This is a genomic window from Vibrio mediterranei (assembly GCF_013364395.1).
GTDB lineage: Bacteria > Pseudomonadota > Gammaproteobacteria > Enterobacterales > Vibrionaceae > Vibrio > Vibrio mediterranei.
This window is the reverse complement of record NZ_JABXGK010000001.1, coordinates 1,342,592-1,361,586: the sequence shown is the minus strand read 5'-3', so window position 1 is coordinate 1,361,586 and position 18,995 is coordinate 1,342,592. Positions and strand designations below refer to the sequence as shown.

General features: G+C 43.9%; 19 protein-coding genes. 3 read left to right on the top strand and 16 right to left on the bottom strand.

All coding sequences use genetic code 11. The features are described 5' to 3' along the window. The first annotated feature begins 158 nt into the window (after window positions 1-158). Window positions 159-875 (top strand): hypothetical protein, encoded by a 717-nt coding sequence (locus tag HOP38_RS06450; protein WP_006072312.1) that lies wholly within the window; start codon window positions 159-161, stop codon window positions 873-875. A gap of 507 nt (window positions 876-1,382) precedes the next feature. Here the strand turns inward: HOP38_RS06450 and mnhG are convergent. The 10 genes from mnhG to HOP38_RS06400 form a co-directional block, all read right to left on the bottom strand. Then, window positions 1,383-1,679 (bottom strand): monovalent cation/H(+) antiporter subunit G, encoded by a 297-nt coding sequence (gene mnhG, locus HOP38_RS06445; protein ID WP_006072311.1) that lies wholly within the window; start codon window positions 1,677-1,679, stop codon window positions 1,383-1,385. Then, a complete protein-coding gene (locus HOP38_RS06440) occupies window positions 1,679-1,963 on the bottom strand; it encodes a cation:proton antiporter (RefSeq protein WP_006072309.1) in 285 nt (94 codons plus the stop codon). Before HOP38_RS06440 ends, mnhG begins: the two co-directional genes overlap by 1 nt. Further along, window positions 1,956-2,432, bottom strand: a complete 477-nt coding sequence (locus tag HOP38_RS06435; RefSeq protein ID WP_006072307.1) for a Na+/H+ antiporter subunit E — start codon at window positions 2,430-2,432, stop codon at window positions 1,956-1,958. The genes HOP38_RS06440 and HOP38_RS06435 overlap by 8 nt, the downstream gene beginning before the upstream one ends. Next, the gene (locus HOP38_RS06430) at window positions 2,429-3,922 is read right to left on the bottom strand and encodes a proton-conducting transporter transmembrane domain-containing protein (RefSeq protein WP_198557689.1); all 1,494 of its coding nucleotides are present in this window, start codon (window positions 3,920-3,922) and stop codon (window positions 2,429-2,431) included. Before HOP38_RS06430 ends, HOP38_RS06435 begins: the two co-directional genes overlap by 4 nt. Next, a complete protein-coding gene (locus tag HOP38_RS06425; RefSeq protein ID WP_006072303.1) occupies window positions 3,922-4,275 on the bottom strand; it encodes a Na+/H+ antiporter subunit C in 354 nt (117 codons plus the stop codon). The genes HOP38_RS06430 and HOP38_RS06425 overlap by 1 nt, the downstream gene beginning before the upstream one ends. Further along, window positions 4,275-6,944: a hydrogen gas-evolving membrane-bound hydrogenase subunit E gene (gene mbhE, locus HOP38_RS06420; protein WP_423250090.1), complete on the bottom strand. Its 2,670-nt coding sequence runs from the start codon at window positions 6,942-6,944 to the stop codon at window positions 4,275-4,277. The genes HOP38_RS06425 and mbhE overlap by 1 nt, the downstream gene beginning before the upstream one ends. Window positions 6,945-7,800: 856 nt before the next feature. Continuing rightward, window positions 7,801-8,154: a rhodanese-like domain-containing protein gene (locus HOP38_RS06415; protein ID WP_006072300.1), complete on the bottom strand. Its 354-nt coding sequence runs from the start codon at window positions 8,152-8,154 to the stop codon at window positions 7,801-7,803. A gap of 40 nt (window positions 8,155-8,194) precedes the next feature. Then, a complete protein-coding gene (locus tag HOP38_RS06410) occupies window positions 8,195-8,668 on the bottom strand; it encodes a response regulator (protein WP_031494351.1) in 474 nt (157 codons plus the stop codon). Then, a complete protein-coding gene (locus tag HOP38_RS06405) occupies window positions 8,655-9,980 on the bottom strand; it encodes an ATP-binding protein (protein ID WP_124941003.1) in 1,326 nt (441 codons plus the stop codon). The genes HOP38_RS06410 and HOP38_RS06405 overlap by 14 nt, the downstream gene beginning before the upstream one ends. A gap of 5 nt (window positions 9,981-9,985) precedes the next feature. Next, window positions 9,986-11,404, bottom strand: coding sequence for an SLC13 family permease (locus HOP38_RS06400; protein WP_006072295.1), 1,419 nt, complete (start codon window positions 11,402-11,404; stop codon window positions 9,986-9,988). 207 nt (window positions 11,405-11,611) lie between these two features. Between HOP38_RS06400 and HOP38_RS06395 the strand changes: the two genes are divergently transcribed. Beyond that, window positions 11,612-12,508, top strand: coding sequence for a homocysteine S-methyltransferase family protein (locus tag HOP38_RS06395; protein WP_198557688.1), 897 nt, complete (start codon window positions 11,612-11,614; stop codon window positions 12,506-12,508). 62 nt (window positions 12,509-12,570) lie between these two features. On the opposite strand, the gene HOP38_RS06390 is transcribed toward HOP38_RS06395, so the two are convergent. From HOP38_RS06390 to HOP38_RS06370, 5 genes are all read right to left on the bottom strand, one after another. After that, the gene (locus HOP38_RS06390; RefSeq protein WP_006072292.1) at window positions 12,571-13,044 is read right to left on the bottom strand and encodes a DUF2947 domain-containing protein; all 474 of its coding nucleotides are present in this window, start codon (window positions 13,042-13,044) and stop codon (window positions 12,571-12,573) included. An 8-nt stretch (window positions 13,045-13,052) separates the two neighbouring features. After that, entirely contained in the window at window positions 13,053-13,640 is a 588-nt protein-coding gene (locus tag HOP38_RS06385) for an HD domain-containing protein (RefSeq protein ID WP_006072290.1), read from the bottom strand. Next, window positions 13,640-14,218, bottom strand: coding sequence for a ribosomal protein S5-alanine N-acetyltransferase (gene rimJ / locus HOP38_RS06380; RefSeq protein WP_006072288.1), 579 nt, complete (start codon window positions 14,216-14,218; stop codon window positions 13,640-13,642). Before rimJ ends, HOP38_RS06385 begins: the two co-directional genes overlap by 1 nt. Beyond that, a complete protein-coding gene (tyrR, locus tag HOP38_RS06375; RefSeq protein WP_038228270.1) occupies window positions 14,218-15,759 on the bottom strand; it encodes a transcriptional regulator TyrR in 1,542 nt (513 codons plus the stop codon). Before tyrR ends, rimJ begins: the two co-directional genes overlap by 1 nt. 133 nt (window positions 15,760-15,892) lie before the next feature. Continuing rightward, window positions 15,893-16,222 carry an STAS domain-containing protein gene (locus tag HOP38_RS06370; protein ID WP_006072285.1) on the bottom strand — a complete coding sequence of 110 codons (330 nt, stop codon included), beginning with the start codon at window positions 16,220-16,222 and terminating at the stop codon, window positions 15,893-15,895. Window positions 16,223-16,434: 212 nt separating this feature from the next. Here HOP38_RS06370 and HOP38_RS06365 point away from each other — a divergent pair, with 212 nt between their 5' ends. Continuing rightward, the gene (locus HOP38_RS06365) at window positions 16,435-17,322 is read left to right on the top strand and encodes a DMT family transporter (RefSeq protein WP_006072283.1); all 888 of its coding nucleotides are present in this window, start codon (window positions 16,435-16,437) and stop codon (window positions 17,320-17,322) included. A 66-nt stretch (window positions 17,323-17,388) separates the two neighbouring features. Here the strand turns inward: HOP38_RS06365 and glpD are convergent, their stop codons facing one another. Continuing rightward, window positions 17,389-18,918 carry a glycerol-3-phosphate dehydrogenase gene (glpD, locus tag HOP38_RS06360; RefSeq protein WP_038222546.1) on the bottom strand — a complete coding sequence of 510 codons (1,530 nt, stop codon included), beginning with the start codon at window positions 18,916-18,918 and terminating at the stop codon, window positions 17,389-17,391. Window positions 18,919-18,995: the final 77 nt, after the last annotated feature.

Here is an 18,995-nt window from a genome sequence, read left to right as displayed (position 1 = left end):
TTTAGCTATTTACAGAAATAGTCTTCAGCAGGGTGTGCTTTGAACAAAAGTATTTAAGTCAAACTGATAACTTGTTGAGGTTGCCAGACGTTTTACTGATTTGAACTAATCGCTTATGGTAGCATCGACAATCATCGACACGGATCCACACTATCATCATGCACTCACGTCTTTTTGCCCTACCCTCTGCTGAACGAGAATACATAAATCGCTTGTGCGACGTGCTTCAGTTAGTCGCAAGTACTAATATCGTTGGTATCTACTTACTTGGCTCAGCAAGTCAGGGGAGTTATGTTGCGGGTGAAAGTGATTTAGACGTCCAAATGGTGGTAGCGCAACCCCTTTGCGACGCTCAAAAGCAGGCTATCATAGAGGCGCTATCGCACTCTCACCTACCCTGCCCAGCAACCAAATTGGAGTTCGTGGTATATCACAAAGCCCAACTGCGCACAGCACAATCGCTGCACTACGCTATTAATTTCAATACGGGTCGCACCTTAAAGAAAGACTACGTTTCGTTTGACCATAATAATGACCCCAGGCATTGGTTCTTACTCGACATTGCAATGGCCGGCGATTGGGCGATAACGTTATTCGGTGAATCGTTTGATCGCATATTTCCCAGCATTGAACCATCTCTTTTGTTGCAAGCAATGCACGAGTGTCTTACTTGGTTTAACAAACATTATCCGGACAGCAAAGATTGCTATCAGTGCGCTTGCCGCATTCATAGCTATCTATTACGGGGAGTGATGGTCAGCAAACGGCAGTCATTATCAGAGGTGGCTTTAACGGAACAATGGAAGAGTTTACCTGCTCAGGAGTTTGTGGAATCAGTGCTTCAGCAGTTAGATGCGAAGATTGCACACCAATAACCAAGTTGGAAGTGGCACGACACTATTATGTTCGCGCCACATACTCAAACTTATTGACACCTATTTATGAAGCACGACTAGTCACAGGACCTGCTTGTGGAATATGTCGTTCTACATTATAAGATGAACAGTTAAGCTTATTTCCCTATTACTAGACTCACTAGAAATAAAGTACTAGTAATAATAAGCAATATCATTTCTTTTTTACGCATATATTATTCTCCTTCGATTTTTAACGAACGACTAAACTTCAGAACACTTAAAATGGAACTTATAATTTAATGAGCTATCAAAAAGAGGAGCATTGACTCTATAAACTATATTACCTTCCACTCTAATTAAGGTAAATATGAAAATAACATCAAATATAAATTTATCTCGATAGTTAAAGCCATACCACAAAAATACAATTAACAATCAAATATAACGCTGAATTACAAAACGAAATATGTCGAAATACTTTCCTTTCCATGAAAAGTAGACTCAATGGACGATGATCGTTACAGGTTATTTTTCTCTTCGCCACATCTTATAACCACTAGCGTGCATACTTTTTCCCAACAAGTGCGTCGCAACCGGTGCCGTCAGCAAAATAAATAACATGGTGCCTAGTACACGTGAGGTTACTGTAATATCCGGAATCCCCACCGCTACAGCAGCCAACAACGCTGTTAATCCCATAGTATTAGCTTTTGTTGAAGCATGCATTCGGGTATAAAGATCCGGCATTCTTACCACACCAATACTAGCAACGATAACAAAAAAGGTACCGATACAGAGCAACATTCCCGTTATGATTTCCATTACTCTTCCTCCTCTAATGTTCTCTTCGCTATAAAGCTTGAGAAAGCAATCGTGCCCAAAAATGCTACCAGACCTAGCGTTATCGCAACGTCTAATAATGATTTTTGCCCACTATCTAAAGTATGTACTGCAATAAATCCAACGGTAATGAATGCAATCAAATCGAGCGCAACCACTCTATCCGCCAAGGTCGGTCCTAATATTAACCTGATAAACACCATCACCAAGCTAAATAATAATCCAGCGTAAGAAATGGTAATAGTAAACTGCAACCAACTATCCACGAGTCACCTCCAAAATACGCTTTTCCATCCCTTGCTTAATAGTTTGAATAACCTCTTCATGTTTAGGTGCGAACATAGCGTGAACGACCAAATGTTTTTTATCTTCTGTGACATCCAAACTTAGACTGCCTGGCGTTAATGACACCATATTAGCCAGTAGCGTAATTTCTAAGTCTGTCGTCACATCCAGAGGCACATAAACAATATCCGGGTCACTCAAGTGTGTTGGCGTCACCACATCCCAAACCACTTGAGCTGCGGAAATCACCATCTCATAGCAGAAACACAGAAACAGCTTAATCACCGCACTGAAGCGTGTGAAATAAGTGGATTTCATTCCAAATGGCTGACTTAGTCTCAAAGCAAAGAAGCCAACCGTAAACCCAACCACGAAATTTAGACCACTGTATTCGCCGTTGATCAGCATCCAAGCACCTGCTAGGAAAACATTGAGGAAAAAGTAATTCATGCTCCACCTCCTAAGACCGCATTAATGTAGGCGCTCGGGTCTAGTAACTGCTCTGCTGCTCCCATGGCTAGCCGGAAAAAAGGCTCTGCAATGAATCCAAACAACAGCGCCATTGATGTCAGGCTGATGATAGGTGCGTAATACAACACCTTGGTTTTCTTACACAGTTTTTTCGCTGGCTTATTTTCTGGTTGTGGCTTCCAAAACGCTTCGCTCCAAATTTTGGTCATCGAAAACAGTGTCAGTAGCCCAACAAATAGAGCTGTACCCGCTAGCCAATAATACTCAACGTGTAGACTGTCTCGAATAACCAGAAACTTACCCCAGAAACCTGACAGAGGAGGAAAGCCTGCAAGTGAAAACGCTGGGATAAGGAACAGAAACGCCAGCAATGGTGTCGATTTGTATACCCCGCCTAAGTGGCGCAATTCACTCGTGCCATACTTGCGTTCTAATACCCCACCAATCAGAAACAGGTTCGACTTCACGATAATATGGTGGACGATGTAGAAGATCGTTCCAGCAAGCGCTAACGGTGTCGCAATGGCTAGACCCATTGCCATATAACCAAGCTGGCTAATACTGTGGAACGACAAGATCTTCTTTACGTTGAACTGACTCGCCGCACCTAAAACGCCAGCCAACATAGTTAACCCAGCAATCCATAACATTAATGGTTGCCAACCACTGTCCGACAAAGGAAACACAAGGGTGAACATCCGCATAAGCGCATAGATGCCAACTTTAGTCAGTAGTGCAGCAAACAGAGCAACAACACCACTTGGTAACGTATGGTATGACGCTGGTAACCAGGCAAACAGTGGAAATAATGCCGACTTAATGGCGAACGCAAACAAGAATAGCACCGCCACCGTTGACTGAGTTTGCGGGTGAATGGATGCGACTTTCCCATGCAAGTCAGCAAGATTCAAAGTGCCCGTTGCCCCATAAAGCAAACCAATCGCCAGCAAGAACATTAGCGTTGAGATCAAATTCAACATTACGTACTTAACGGCTCCATCTACCTGTTCACGAGTGGCATCCAGTACCATTAATCCGAACGAGGCAATCAGCATCACTTCAAACCAGACATATAGGTTGAATATATCCCCCGTTAAGAACGCCCCGTAAACACCTGCCAATAGAATATGGATTAATGAATGGAACAAGCTATACGATGGTTTAGGTCGTAAATCTGCCATGGCATAGAATACGATGATTACCCCAATGAAAGCAGTCATGACTACCATGCCTGCACTCAGCATATCGGCGACAAATACGATACCAAATGGCGCCGCCCACTGACCAAACGCGACCGCTTGTGGGCCCAAAGTAGTGACATCGGCAAACAGCATTACGCTGGCGAGCAAGGTGATTAGCGCACTAACACCACTAATCCACTCAACGTATCTCACATGATTGCGACTAAAGAAAACTAAAGCCGAAGTAAGCACTGAGAGAACGACAGGTAACGTTAACCAAAGCGACATTACTGCTCCTCCTCTGAATACGTCATTTGATCAATATCCGCTGTTAAGGACTCTTGATAGGCTCGATAAAACAGCACAAGCGTGAACACCAATAAACCAAACCCAATAACAATCGCCGTTAAAATCAATGCTTGAGGTAATGGGTTTGCAGCACCTATAGGCGGCACAACTGCATTAGCATCAATCAATGGTGGCTCACCTACTGTCAGCCTACCCGCTGTAAAGATCGCCATATTGACAGCACTACTCAGCATAATTAAGCCAAATAGAACGCGTAACAAATGGCGCTCGAGCATCAAATAGATCCCAGCGGCAACAAACACCCCTACGACCACACTCCATAAAATTTCCATTAGTTAAGCTCCTCACTGACGTGCAGTACCATTCCCATAACACCACCAATAACACCCAGATAAATACCAATATCAAAGATCAATGGTGTGCCGAGCGGAAGTACATCTTTCCACCACAACCCAGTCAAGAAAGGTAAGTTGAATAACAAGCTGATAACGCCTGCGATAAAGCTCAGCAATACGCCAAACATAGCAATACTGAATGGCGCGAAGTGCAATCGCTCACGCACATACTTGGGAGACTCTGCAAACATCAGTAGTGATAAACCAATCACTGCGATAAGCGCACCGATAAAGCCACCACCAGGCGAGTTGTGTCCTCGCATCAGGAGATAGAGTGAGAACACCAACATCAAAGCAGCAACGATATGCGAAGCAGTACCAAAGATCAGCGACTGAATGTTCTTGTAGGTCACACTACCCGGCTTCAGTAGACTGACCGCACATAGCCCAGCCATTACCACCACAACCACTTCACCAAAGGTATCGAACGCACGGAAGTCCACTAGAATTACGTTCACAATATTGCGCCCGTGACCGCCAGGAACGCTGTTGTTAGAGAAGAACTCTGCCACACTGGTATCCATCGGCTGTGAAGTAATGTTGATAAGCAGCATAGTGATGGCAAAACCAATCACACTAGCAACCACTCCGTGTAGCGTTTTTCTTTTTATTGAATGTTGACGAACCGTGGCCAGCTTAGGCACATGACGCATCAGCAAGACCAAAAACACCACCATTAGCGTTTCTACCAAAAGTTGCGTCTTAGCCACATCAGGAGCGCTGTAGATCATAAACACCAAAGTTGTCATGAAGCCGATCATTCCTAACGCCGCAACCGCAAGAAGTTTCGTCTTAGAAACAATGACGACAACCGTAGAGACAATAAGCAGTAATGCTACTGCAAACTCGTAGAACTTAACGTCAACAAGTTGGTTAAGCATAACGTCCGAAGAAATATGAACTTGAGATACCAGTAGTACTGCTAATGCTGAAAATGAAATCAACCCATAAAAACTCATGCGCTTTCGCTGCATCAGATTAGTTTGCCAAGACGCAAATGCCATCATTCCTTTTAGCAAACCATCAAACACCTTGTTCGCATTAGGCAAAGTGATAGATAACCGTGTCCACTGAGCGAGTAGCCAAGGGTAAATCTTATACACTGAGACACCTAGCAAGAGCGTCACCGCACTTAACACCAGAGGCAGATTAATGCCATGCCATAACTTGAGTGGCTCTGGCTCAGATATCGGAGCAATCGAGGTCACGCCGGGCAAAATAACTTGTTCATTAAGCCAGCCAAGCCCCAGTACCGTCGCGAGTACACTAACTAGCGCAAGCGTAATTGGAGGAAGCCACAGCCCCTTATTTACCTCAATAGGTTTGGCTGGTGTTGGTTCACCCTGGTATTTCCGTGAGAAGGGCTTTATCAGAAGAGCAAGCACCAACGTAACGGTCAGTGCATTGACCACCAGCATTAACAGTACCGCTAACGAGCTCACTTCCATGCCAGCTTTGTACATGTACTCTTTACTCAAAAAGCCTGGTAGTGGCGGAACGCCCGATGTAGATAGCGCCGCGATAAATGCAGCCACAAAGCTGATTTGTAATATCGGACGTAATCCACGAAGCACCCCAACCTCACGAGTCCCTGTCGCCTTATCGATGTTGCCAATCACCATGAACAAGCCCGCTTTATACATCGAGTGAGCTACGATCAACATTAATGCAGACTTAAGCGCCAAATCGGTACCAATACCTAACAAAAACGTCAGCTTGCCGAGAACGACTGTTGTACTGTAGGCAAGCATTAGTTTTAGGTCGGTCTGTTTTAAAGCTAAAACCGCACACCAAAGCGCCGTGAAACCACCCACTGTCGTTAGGGTATAAAACCAAACCTCACTGTGGGCGTAAATGGGCGAAAGCAGAGCTAATAAAAAGATCCCGGCTTTCACCATCGTTGCCGAGTGCAGATAAGCACTCACAGGTGTTGGTGCTGCCATCGCATTAGGTAACCAAAAATGAAACGGGAACTGCGCCGATTTCGTAAATGCACCCAATATAATGAGCACCAATGATGGAACAAACAGTGCGTGCTCATGAATGACCGACGCCTGCTGTAAAATAGTCGTCAATTGATAGCTTTCGGCCATGTTCCCTAAAAGAATCAGACCCGCTAGCATCGCTAAACCACCAGCGCCAGTAATAAGTAAAGATTGCAGTGCATTCTTTCTAGAAGTTGGGTTCTCGTGGTTAAAACCAATCAGCAAATAAGACGTAATGGTTGTTAGTTCCCAAAAAACAAATAGTAACAACACGTTATTACTGAGCACTACTCCCAGCATCGCTAACATAAATGCCGTTAAGTAAAAGTGAAATTTGAGACGGTTTGGATATTCACGCAAATAAGCCAACGCGTATATTTGCACTAAAGTACCTATACCGCTAATCAAACAGGCAAATAGAAATGATAAACCGTCGAGCCTAAAGCTGAGATCTAAGCCTAAGCTTGGAACCCACGATGCAGTCCACGCCACGCCTTCAGGGCTATACAAGTATAAGATTGAAAGAAATATCGACAGAGGAAACACAGCAAACAACGCGAATAGCTGTGAGCTATGCAGGTTTACACGCTCACCTTGTTTGCCGAGTTTATTGGACGTCAATGCAGCCTTTTCGATGTTCAAGTTAATACTCACCTTTATCTACTTTATCTAAGTGAATTCACGCTAAATACCAAATTGCAGAAATAGCAAAACGGTCACTTACCATTGCAGCAACCTTATTCGATTAGTTCCATATACCCGAAGCAGTGCTTGTTTTAGATGAAGAGTTTTCTAATAGCCAACATGAAGAAGTGAGTAGCTAATTTAATACCAGAACAATCATTGAGCTGATTTATTAATCAATCTTTACATCCTAAACGATATAAATTCTATCCTTGGCAAGTATTTTAGTACCAGAATACAATTGTAAAGAGTCGTTGATTAGTCGTAATTCTAATTTCTGAATGTATAAGAAAGCCGATTTTTTAATATATTTATTAAAAATATCTGGAATAGATGACAGTTTGTAACGAATAGTGTCAGAAGGGGTAAGTAGGATTAATGGTATTGACATTTAAAAATAACTTTTGATTATCAGTAACTTATAGTCAAAAAACAAATCACCAACACAGTAAAGAGGGTTATCAATATGATATTAGTCCTCCTTTAGTAAAAATGGTTCAACACCAGAAACTCGAAAATACCGAATAATAACTTATGTTTTTTCAAACGATATATCAGATAGAATTAAAAGCAAGTAATAAATTGCAATTATTCCTTTCAAGATCACGTTTATAACTTAAGCAAATTCAAGTTTACTTTAGTCATTTACTAAACTTAGGAATTGGATAGTTGATTAACCTAAGAGACCAGTATGACGCCACAACATTCGGTATGGTCACCCCTTTTATGGTGCAAAGACATCGATAAAAGGCCTGCTTGGGTGACGATACGAATGATAGAGGGGTGACTATTGCTACTTTGCGCCTTTCTGTTCGCGCATTTCTTCTAATCCACCTGCGTTGTGGACATTACTAAAACCAACAGAGGTCAAATAGTCCATTGCTTTACCTGAACGGTTACCACTTCGGCAATACACAACGATCGGTGTAGACTTATCGACATTAGCAAAGTACTTATCAATATCAGATAACGGATAGTTCACTGCATTTGCCAAATGACCATCAGCGAACTCATCAGGAGTGCGCACGTCCACAACCATTGCACCTTGTTCTATCATTTGCCAACCTTGTTCTGCGCGTTCAGATGCCATCACGCTAGCACTAGTCAATGCGACACAAAGTACCGACAAGGACAGTATTTTCTTCATAAATCCTCCTAAGTAATAAGGTGTTATATTAATCAAGGAGCTAGCGCAGCCTTTCAAACACTATCGTCTGATCTAACTCTTCATGATAAGGTTGGTAGTCAAAGCCTTTATCGAAAATATAGCTGGTTACAAGAGAACGTACACACGCAATGAGCTCTTCAGCATTCCAAGGCTTCTCAAAATAGTGACTAACACCTGCCGTATTTATCGCCGTAATAGTATCGGAATGCGTGGCCTGCCCTGTGAGCAACACTTTTTTGGTTTCTTTAAATCGGCTATCTCTGGAGACTTCCGTCAGCAATTCAACCCCCGTCATCCCCGGCATGACATGGTCAGACACGATAACAGCAACGCACTCCCCGTCAGCGTCAAGATCTTCCATTAAGTCGAGAACCTCTTCTCCTGATTCGCAATCTTCAATGTTTAACCAATTCGCTAAAGGTTCCAAATCTTGAATAACCGCGCTCAATACTTCGCGCTGGTCATCGACACAAATGACGTTAAGCTTCTCCATATGCTTCTCCTACAGGTAATTTGACTCGGAAAATGGTGCTCTCCTTATCGCTTTTCACGACAATCGTGCCACCATTTTCACTAACGATTCGTTTAACGATGGATAACCCTAGCCCTAAGCCAAACGATAGACCGCCCTTCTTAGTCGTGAAATTGGGCTGGAATATTTTTCGGCGGGTAGGTTCATCGATTTCCGGCCCATTGTTGGCAATGGTGACCAAAATTCTTTGATTCGATAACTTTGTTTGAATATCAATTTGAGGTGATTCAGTTTGCAACATGGCATCGCAAGCATTTTTAACGATATTACTCCATATCTGTACATACTCAGTGGATGCACCTTTGATTAAAGGCAGCGTTGCGGGACGCAGTCGAACAGAAACGCGTCGTAAATCACTTTGTAATAGAGCAAGGGCTTTATTGATGGTGTCGTTGATATCAAGTAATTCATCAGGCTCCCCGTCAGTACGTCCCAGTTGCTTCACAGATTTGACGATACCCACTGTATGTTTGGCCGCGACTCGTAAATCATGAAGATCGCGCCCCATTCCCCAGTACTTTAGTGCTTGCTCAGGGTCTGCTAACCAAGAATCAGGAATCGTGTGGCTTGCAGTGGCTCTAGCTAGACGTTTCGCGAGACTTCGTTCCAATCGATATTGTGACTGTATTTGCTTGGTAAGCTGTCTTACTTCACTTGATGACGCACTTTGTCCTTGCATCAGCCCCACATCGAAGAACTGACTTGCTTCTGGATGCACCTCTTCTAGAAGTTGAATTAAATCTTGCTGTAACCGTTCTGTTTTACTGCTCACCACACCAATAGCGTTGTTAAGTTCATGCGCAATGCCGGCAGCGAGTTGTCCAAGCGTCGTCATTTGCTCCGCTGTGTGTAGACGCTGCAGGGCTTTCTCTTTTGCTAACGCTTCCTGAGTAGCACGACGCTGACGTCGTGACAGTTCGTTGACCATTACTGGCATAAACTGCGCATTGAGTGGCCCTAACGTTTCCGGCGAAACGGCAGGCGTATGCCTATCAATCCACGCTAATGTGACTTCGGTTTTTGCTATGACTGTTGACGACGCAGTCCAAGTCCCTGAAAAGAAACTATGGACTCCAATAAATGCACCAGCCGACGCTGTGAAAAGTTTGGTAAGCTTGCCGTCCTCGTCACTTTCAAAGTAACCTTCCAGCTCACCTCGCAATACAAGATAAAGACGGTCATTTTGACCGCTTTGACGCAGCACGACCTCATCGGCAGACAAGGTTACCTGCCGATCACTTTGCGAGAAATAATGTCGTACTAATTGCTCCATAAACTCTACCCAATATGTCCCACGGCATGTAATAGCCAAACCAATACGAAGCTAAGCAATACACCAACCACACCAAGAATCACGCCTACTTTGGCCATCTGGTTACTTTGCACATGTCCCGTTGCGTGTGCCAGTGCGTTAGGTGGCGTACTGATTGGCAGCGACATACCCAATGACGCAGCGAACGTGACGACGAGTATCAGCGTAATTTCGCCGCCCAGTGGTGTCAGCGACGCCATAGACGTGCCTAACGCCGCCATAATTGGCATCAATAAGTTAGCGGTTGCGGTGTGCGACATAAAGTTTGCCATCACCAAACACAAGAAAGCAGCCCCAAACAGCACCACATATGGTGAAAAAGCATCAAATGGAATGCTATGTACAACAAGTCTTGCAAGGCCCGTTTTGTCCAAAGCTAGTCCAAGCGCGATACCACCTGACACCAGCCACAACACGTCCCAAGAGATCTTCTTGAGATCTTCTTTATTGATAATGCCTGTCAGCGAGAAGATTGCGACTGGAATCAGTGCGACGGTGTACGAGTTCATTCCGTGGCTGGAACCCATCAGCCAAAGTACGATAGTCAGTGTGAACGTAATGTAGACCATGATGGCTTTCGGCGTTTTTAGAAACTTACCTTTGATTGAAAGCTCAATTTTCTTTTGATCGGCACTATAAAGGAAGTTAATTAGCATCCAAGCTAACGCCATCATGACCACTACAAACGGCACACCAAACGCCATCCATTCACCAAAACTGATGTAGTTATCACCCACTAGATATTTAAGAGCAATAGCGTTGGGAGGCGTACCAATTGGCGTACCGATCCCTCCGATATTAGCCGCGACAGGGATACATAATGCAAACGCAATTCGTCCAGGATCTTTGGGACCAAAAACAGCGATAACAGGCGTTAAGATAGAGAGCATCATCGCCGTAGTGGCGGTATTCGACATAAACATGGAGAAGATGCCGGTTATTAACATCAAGCCTAACATGACGAATTTTGGGTCACTGCCAAATGGCTTGAGTAACACTCGCGCTAAATTAACATCAAGGCGATATTTTGTTGCAGCCATAGCCAGAAAAAAACCACCAAGAAAAAGCATGATGATCGGACTAGCAAAAGTTGCCATGATTTCGTTATAACTAAGTAGCTCACCAAAATGGGGCTGTCCTTCATTCAACCTGAACAGGTAAAGCCCTTTATTCGATACCAGTAACAACTCAAGCACAATAATCACCACAGAGGTGGCGTAGATAGGGATAGGTTCGAACACCCAACACAAGGCGGCGAGAAGGAAAATCGCGATAACGCGCTGCTGGATAATGGTCAATCCGTCGAAAGGAAATGCCGATAGTGGCAAGAGCAAAACGATTAATGGGATAGATATCGGAATGATATACTTTAAATATTTTTGCATGGTACTGCTCGTCCTGAGAAATATTATACTGTGAGCAGTATCACGCCGCTATGTGTGGAGCTACTTAGCGTAGGATCAAAGTTTTTGCATATTTATCATGAAGTTTCTTGGAGTGTGAATTGGGTAACAATTTGTTATTGTTACTCACATCAGTGATTACACTTATATAAATAACACCATAAAGGTTTAGCTGTAGGAAACCAGACAATGAATCCACTCACCATTCTAGATGGCGGTATGGGAAGAGAACTCAAGCGCATGGGCGCACCATTTTCTCAACCCTACTGGAGCGCACAAGCCTTAATAGAAGCGCCGCATTTTGTAGAACAGGCTCATCAGCAGTTTATTGATTCGGGTGCCGATATCATCACGACCAACAGCTATGCCTGTGTACCTTTCCATTTGGGTGATGTTCTCTATCATGAGCGAGGAACAGAGCTCGCAGGTTTGGCAGCGAAGCTGGCTAAAAATGCGGTATTACACAGTAACCGCGCAGTCACTATCGCAGGCTCCCTGCCTCCGGCATTTGGTTCTTACCGTCCAGACCTGTTCATGGCAGAGCGAGGGGCGCAGGTTTGGCAAGACTTAATGCAGGCTCAGGATGCGTATGTCGATATTTGGTTGGTCGAAACACTCTCCAGTATTGAAGAAGCACAGGTGGTATCTCAGGTACTTGCTGAGTCGACAAAGCCTAAATATTACGCGTACACCTTGTTAGATGATGTTAGCCAGCTAGGTAAGTTGCGCTCAGGTGAAACAGTAGTCGATGCGGTGCAGTCTCTGCTAAAACACAACCCAGATGGCATCTTATTCAACTGCTCTATTCCAGAAGTTATTGAAGCAGCTTTAGCAGCAACGGCAAAGGTGTTAGAAAGTCACCACTCTTCAATTTGCTTGGGAGCATTCGCCAATAGCTTTACGCCAATTCAGTCTGGGCATAAAGCAAATGATGCAGTACAAGAGTTACGAGAAGTCTCTCCACAAGAGTATTTGCAGTTTGCCAAGAAATGGCAGCAGCACGGAGCGAATATTATTGGAGGTTGTTGCGGTATTGGGCCAGAACACATTGAAGTGTTGGCTAAGTGGAAAGCAAGCGTGAAATAACGCCAAGTCAAAAATACAGATATGAAAAAGCCAGACGATGAATTATCTGGCTTTTAAGTCGGTTACTTGCGATGGCCTAATCGCACGGTTCCCTGAGTCGAAAACCAAAGCGCTTCCGAGCGGCGGCGACCTAATAAGATAGGGCCATCATCGTAAAACAGGAAGTTCTTCCAATACTTTTTAAACACCGACCATTTAGTTTCAATCACGTTGTACTTCTCATAACAGAAATACACTGTGACGTCGTCTTGCCAATCGATAAACTGATTCACGGCTTCAGGAAGCTCGTTCTCATCTGCTTCCCACGCAGCCATCCAATCAACATCATCTTGCCAATTGCTGTCTTTCATTGGCCAATCTTGTGAGCTTAGACGTTCTGCATCTGGGCTTTGGGCGCTGATATTTTCTTTCCAAAACTGCGCCGCACGCGCTTGAGTCATGGGTTTAATCTGTGGCCAATCTTGCTCAGGAACAGGCATTGATTGATGAGTAAAAATCCATTTTCTTTGGTATTCATCCAAAGTTGTGTAAGACATTCAGTCTCCTAATTTCTTAACCAGCCATTTTCTGTGGCTTCTTCTATCAGCAATTTTGCTTTATCCCAAAGCACTTGTGAACCTTTTTCTATACGTTGGTTCACTTGCATCACTTGTTGTTTGCTAACATTGTTTTCGATCCAGCTTTGACCATCATTATGGTAGTTCAATAACATCGGGATAAGTCTATCTAACGCCTTAGCAAATCTGGCCTCAGCCGATTCTGCTGCCTCAAACTCGCACCAAACCGAAAATAATGCCTCTCCTTGGTCATCGGGCAACATACCAAACAAACGCTTGGCGGCTTCAAGTTCAGTTTGCTGCTGCGTTTCATATGCGGCGGTGTCGTAAACAAAAGTATCGCCAGCATCGATTTCAACCATGTCGTGTAACAAAAGCATTTTGACGACTTTTGCAATATCGACAGGTTCGTTAGCATGCTCTTGCAACAGCAACGCCATCATGGCGACGTGCCAACTGTGCTCGGCACTATTTTCGAAACGACCATCCGCACATCGAACTCGAGTTCGGCGCAAAACGGCTTTTAACTTATCAAGTTCCATCAATAAGTTGAGTTGCTGCTCAAGTCTAGTCATTAGGATGGCTTCCAATTAGGGTTAATCAACGACGTTAACACGTGATCTTCCCATTTATCATCAATTAAAAGATAGTCTTTAGCAAAACCTTCCCGTGTGAAGCCCATCGCGTTTAATACCGCTTCACTGCGAACATTTCTAGGCATATATGATGCGGCAATACGATGCATGTTTTGCACATCGAACATATACGGTATCGCTAACTTCAACGCACGGCGCATATAGCCATGGCCTTGTGCATTTTCTGCTAAAGAGTAACCGAGGTTGCATGAGTGAAATGGAAAACGTATCAAGCTGCTAAACGAGATCGTCCCCTGCATCTGGTTCGTTTCCGCATCAAAAATTAAGCAGTAATACGCTAGCCCCAAACGGTGCAACTCTTCTAACTTCACCAATTTGGCTGCCCACGAGTCGACTTTATAAAAGTCGGCATCTCGTTTTGGTTCCCAAGGTTTGAGAAAGGTCTTGTTATCCCGAAAATACTGAGCAATCGTGTAAGCATCAGAGGGCTTAGCCGTTCTCACTAGAACATTCCCTTCGCGACGGTGCAGCTGCACCGCCGAGCTAAGATCTTCCATTAATTCTTCCTGATATTGTAATCACGTAGCTTATTGGCAATGGAGGTATGTGACACATTAAGACGCTTAGCTAACTTACGACTTGATGGGAAGGACTGATAGAGTTTTTCAAGTACACGTGATTCATAGTCCTTCATGATGTCATCGAGAGAACCATCGATGTTTAGATTAACAGAGCCGGAGTTCACACTTTCCAACTTAGGCAAATTAAAGTCTTCTAGCTCCAATGTTGACCCCGTTACCTGTGTCAACGCACGCAACACCATATTGTCTAGCTGACGCATATTGCCTGGCCATGGATAGTTGCTGAGAGACTTCACGAGTTCCTCATCAATATCAGGCTTGGCGATGCCTAGCTTATTGCTATGTTTTGCGACAAACAAATCCAATAGCGGTGCGATATCACTAGCTCTCTCGCGCAGGGGAGGAATAGTAAGCGTCAAAACATTTAATCGGTAATAGAGATCTTCTCGGAATGCACCTTGCTCTGCCAGATCCGCCAGATTATAGCGAGTCGATGCAATAATACGCACATCAACGTGTACTTCGTGCTCTTCCCCTACGCGTCTAAAGGTGCCATCTTGTAAGAAACGCAGCAATTTGATTTGTAAGTGAGGGCTCATTTCACCGATTTCATCCAATAGCACAGTACCGCCATTAGCTTGCTCGAAAATACCTTTGTGACCATGTTCATGATTAAATGAACCAGGAGCGTGACCAAACAGTTCCGTTTCTGCAACATCATCAGGCATCGATGCGCAGCTCAATACCAAAAAGGGATTAGAAGCACGATTAGAACGATTATGGCAAGCTTTCGCTAGCATTTCTTTACCGGTACCCGTTTCGCCTTCAATCAGCAGCGGTTGGTCTAACATAGCTAGCTTTTTCGCTTGACTCATCAGAGCTTTGTGACGGTTCGATACGCCAACAAAGTGCTCAAACCCTAGCGAATTGCTGTCGGCAAGTACCTCGGGCGCACTTGAGGTTGTAGTTGGGTGGATACTCATAACCGCACTGGCTAATAAAGTTTCATTCGACTCGCCAGTAATGTAAACCGGTAGGATTTCCATGGTGTAATCTAAACCATCAATAACAATGGCTTGTTTCTGTCGGGAGATCTCTCCTTCAATCCACTTGGTGAAGTTAAAGCTTGGTAATAGATGAGAGATTAACTGACCAATGGCTTCTTCTTCGCTTTTCGCAAGTAATTTCAAAGCTGCATGGTTAGCCATATCAATCGCCCCTTTAAGGTCAATTGACAATACCGGATAAGGTAAATTGGTGAGCAGTGACACGAGTTCTGTATTGTGTCGTTCGCTAGGCATAAACTGGATCTTTCGGACGTCTTTCACTCCGGAAATTCGGCGAATTTCGGCCATTAAGTCCCTAAACGTCTCGAAATCAATATCTGGACAGTTCAAGTAGATAATCCCAGATATATCGATTTCAATGCCACGCAAATCAATACTATTGGACGCAAGAATGTCCAATAGCTCGCGCGTGAGCCCCAGTCTATCTTCGCAAAAAACCTCTAAACGCACTTTGTCTTCCTATAGAAAGTGTCACGAAATGTTGACAGTAAGTGTGTATGACAAGCGGTTTCGCGTCAACAAAAACAATATGTTGGCCCTACGATTTGACTTATTTTTGTACGTTATGCAAGCAAAGTGATAACTAGTTCGCAGTTATCGCTTGTTCAAGGTCGGGATAGACGGTAACTAACTGATCTACTTTGGTAACTTTTAACAATTGGAGAACAGGTACACTCTCAGTGATAAGGCATATGGTGTCACATTGATGGGTTTTTCGCAGCGCCATCAGCGCTCCTAACGCACTGCTGTCCATAAACGTCACACTGGTTAAGTCCAATAACATGCACCGATTTAATGAATCATCTAAACCATCGATACATTGTCGAAAACTCGGGACAGTTTTAGCATCAAAGTGCGGCGCGTCAACTTCGATAACGGTGTGAGTTTCATTACTATAGGCAATGAACGACATCACTTTCTCCTTTTCGGATATTACTTACTCTAGATATGAATATAGTAGCATTTGTAAACTAATCCCAAATATTGCTGCAAACGTTAAGGGTGAAGGCAATCACCATCAAATTAGTAATTCTATTTATCAGATATATCAATAATTCCGCTCGGTTCTACTATGGTCTATCCGGCAAAAATAGCGCAGAATGAGCAAAAAAAAGAGTCCACTTTATGCACGTCAAATATCGCGCTGAATTTATTCTGGTCTTTACCACATTGCTTGCAGGGGCTGGTTGGGTGTTTTCGAAAGAAGCCATTCAGGGTCTTCCGCCATTCGGCTTTATTGGTTTGCGGTTTATCTTTGCGTCGTTAATTTTACTTCCATTCTGTATGCGAGCGCTTAAAGCAGCCTCATTAGGAGACTGTCTTCGAGCGATGAGTGTAGGTTGTTTCTTAGGAAGCGCTATCTTTTGCTGGATTCATGCAATTTCTATCAGTGATACCTTAGGCGAAGGCGCATTCATCATGAGCCTGTCGATGCTGTTTGTCCCAATAGTCGCTTGGGTACTATTTAAAACAAAGCCAATCCGTGCTTTTTGGCTGTCACTTCCAATTGCAGCCGCAGGATTGTTTCTGTTGTCTTGGAAAGGAAGTTGGCAAACCGACCCTAGCCAGCTTTGGTTTTTGGCGTCCGCTGTTGGATTGGCGCTCCACTTTAACTTCAATAGCAAGTATTCAGCACAGTTGTCACCTATGCTGCTGACAACCTTGCAACTGTTTTCAACTGGTTGTATAGGTATTATTCTTTCCCTCAGTGTCGAAACTTGGCCTGAACATATTTCGTTGATCACTTGGAAGTGGTTTGCACTGAGCGTTTTACTTGCAACTAGCTTACGGTACTTAATGCAAACAACGGGTCAGAAACTAGCTAATCCGACAAATGCAGCACTATTGATGCTTCTAGAACCAGTGTGGACGTTAATTCTAAGTGTGCTTATCTATTCCGAGCCGATGCCCATTAACAAAGTATTCGGCTGTTTATTGTTACTTGCTTCATTAGTTTTTTATCGCCTAAGTTCGATGGTTTCGTTTCGAAAGGCCAAACGACTTAACCAATAACGGAACAGCGCCCTTACTCAAGGGCGCTGTTCGTTTAGAGCGATCAATGGTGAATCTTATAAAAGACTAGCTAACACGTTTAAGATTCACACCATTCTTTTTTGCAAGTGATGCGCCGAGATAATCGCTAAGTTGTTCGACTTGCTCCACTTCAAACTCTAAACCGAGCTTGCTTCGCCTCCAAAGAACATCGTCTACTGATACAGCCCATTCTTGCTGCACTAAGTAATCAACCTCTGCTTGATACAGGCCGTGTCCAAAATCCGTACCCAGCTCATCAACACTAGATTTACCTTCAAGGAACTGACTAATACGTGTACCGTATGCTCTGACCCATCGCTTTATAATGCCACTGTCTAGCCATGAGTACTGAGAAGCGAGCTGCTGCTCTAAATGATCACGATTAGAGAAATTACCACCAGGTAGAATTGCTTCACGAGTCCAAGCCTGTCCCATATGAGGGAAGAATGGAGCAAGTTTATCCACCGCTGCCTGACCAAGTTTGCGATACGTTGTCAGCTTGCCACCAAAAATAGATAAGAGCGGAGCATCGTCCATTTGATCATCAAGCTCGATCGTATAATCACGTGTTACTGCTTGCGGGTCGTCTGATTCATCATCACATAGCGGACGAACACCAGACCAATCAGAAATCACATCTTCAGGTGAAATTTTAGTCGTAAAGTGTTGGTTAACGATATCGCACAAGTAAGCAATTTCGTTATCATCAATTTTAACTTTGCTTGGGTCACCTTGATACTCTACATCTGTGGTACCTACCACCGAGTATTTATCCATGTAAGGAATCACAAACACAATTCGTTTATCTTCGTTTTGCAGAATAAATGCATGATTACCATCGTACATCTTAGGAACCACTATATGGCTTCCTTTTACTAGACGAATACCTCTCGGCGATGGCATAGCCAATTGACTGCCGAAGAAACGGTCAACCCAAGGACCTGCGGCATTTACAAGTGCTTTGGTTTGTATTGAATTCACTTCACCTGTCAGCGTGTTCTCGATATCCACACGCCATGCTTCACCAGAGCGTTCGGCTTTAACACATTTTGAGCGAGTGAAAATATCCGCACCTTTCTCTTCAGCTAACTTGGCATTAGTGACAACCAAACGCGCATCGTCAACGGCACAATCCGAATATTCGAAGCCTACTTTCATTTCTGGTAATAGCGGACTTTGCTCGCCCTTAAACTTCACACTATGACTACCAGGCAAAGAAACACGCTTGCCCAAGTTATCGTATAGGAACAACCCCGTTCTTATCATCCAAGCTGGGCGCAAATGAGGTCGGTGGGGTAATTGGAAACGAAGTGGAGAAACAAGGTGCGGTGCATTTTTGAGCAAGACTTCACGCTCTGCAAGAGCTTCCGAAACTAAACGAAACTCATAATGCTCAAGATAACGTAAGCCACCATGAATGAGTTTACTACTTGCCGAAGACGTAGCCGAAGCCAAATCGTTCATTTCATAAAGTGCGACTTTCAAGCCACGCCCTGCTGCATCAGCTGCAACTGCGACGCCGTTAATGCCGCCTCCTATTACGACTAAATCATACACTTTATTGGTTACACTCATAGTTTCCTCGTCCAGCTCTTTATTCGCAAATGCGCGTTTATGTTCGTTTAGATACAATATAATCATCATAAACGAAA

Coding starts and splice junctions, on each gene's coding strand:
- HOP38_RS06395 (WP_198557688.1), top strand. CDS start 11,612: ATGAATCCACTCACCATTCTAGATGGCGGTATGGGAAGAGAACTCAAG.
- rimJ (WP_006072288.1), bottom strand. CDS start 14,218: ATGGAAGATCTTAGCTCGGCGGTGCAGCTGCACCGTCGCGAAGGGAAT.
- HOP38_RS06415 (WP_006072300.1), bottom strand. CDS start 8,154: ATGAAGAAAATACTGTCCTTGTCGGTACTTTGTGTCGCATTGACTAGT.
- glpD (WP_038222546.1), bottom strand. CDS start 18,918: ATGAGTGTAACCAATAAAGTGTATGATTTAGTCGTAATAGGAGGCGGC.
- HOP38_RS06435 (WP_006072307.1), bottom strand. CDS start 2,432: ATGAATTACTTTTTCCTCAATGTTTTCCTAGCAGGTGCTTGGATGCTG.
- HOP38_RS06410 (WP_031494351.1), bottom strand. CDS start 8,668: ATGGAGAAGCTTAACGTCATTTGTGTCGATGACCAGCGCGAAGTATTG.
- HOP38_RS06400 (WP_006072295.1), bottom strand. CDS start 11,404: ATGCAAAAATATTTAAAGTATATCATTCCGATATCTATCCCATTAATC.
- mnhG (WP_006072311.1), bottom strand. CDS start 1,679: ATGGAAATCATAACGGGAATGTTGCTCTGTATCGGTACCTTTTTTGTT.
- HOP38_RS06390 (WP_006072292.1), bottom strand. CDS start 13,044: ATGTCTTACACAACTTTGGATGAATACCAAAGAAAATGGATTTTTACT.
- HOP38_RS06370 (WP_006072285.1), bottom strand. CDS start 16,222: ATGTCGTTCATTGCCTATAGTAATGAAACTCACACCGTTATCGAAGTT.
- HOP38_RS06365 (WP_006072283.1), top strand. CDS start 16,435: ATGCACGTCAAATATCGCGCTGAATTTATTCTGGTCTTTACCACATTG.
- HOP38_RS06430 (WP_198557689.1), bottom strand. CDS start 3,922: ATGTCGCTTTGGTTAACGTTACCTGTCGTTCTCTCAGTGCTTACTTCG.
- HOP38_RS06450 (WP_006072312.1), top strand. CDS start 159: ATGCACTCACGTCTTTTTGCCCTACCCTCTGCTGAACGAGAATACATA.
- HOP38_RS06405 (WP_124941003.1), bottom strand. CDS start 9,980: ATGGAGCAATTAGTACGACATTATTTCTCGCAAAGTGATCGGCAGGTA.
- HOP38_RS06385 (WP_006072290.1), bottom strand. CDS start 13,640: ATGACTAGACTTGAGCAGCAACTCAACTTATTGATGGAACTTGATAAG.
- HOP38_RS06425 (WP_006072303.1), bottom strand. CDS start 4,275: ATGGAAATTTTATGGAGTGTGGTCGTAGGGGTGTTTGTTGCCGCTGGG.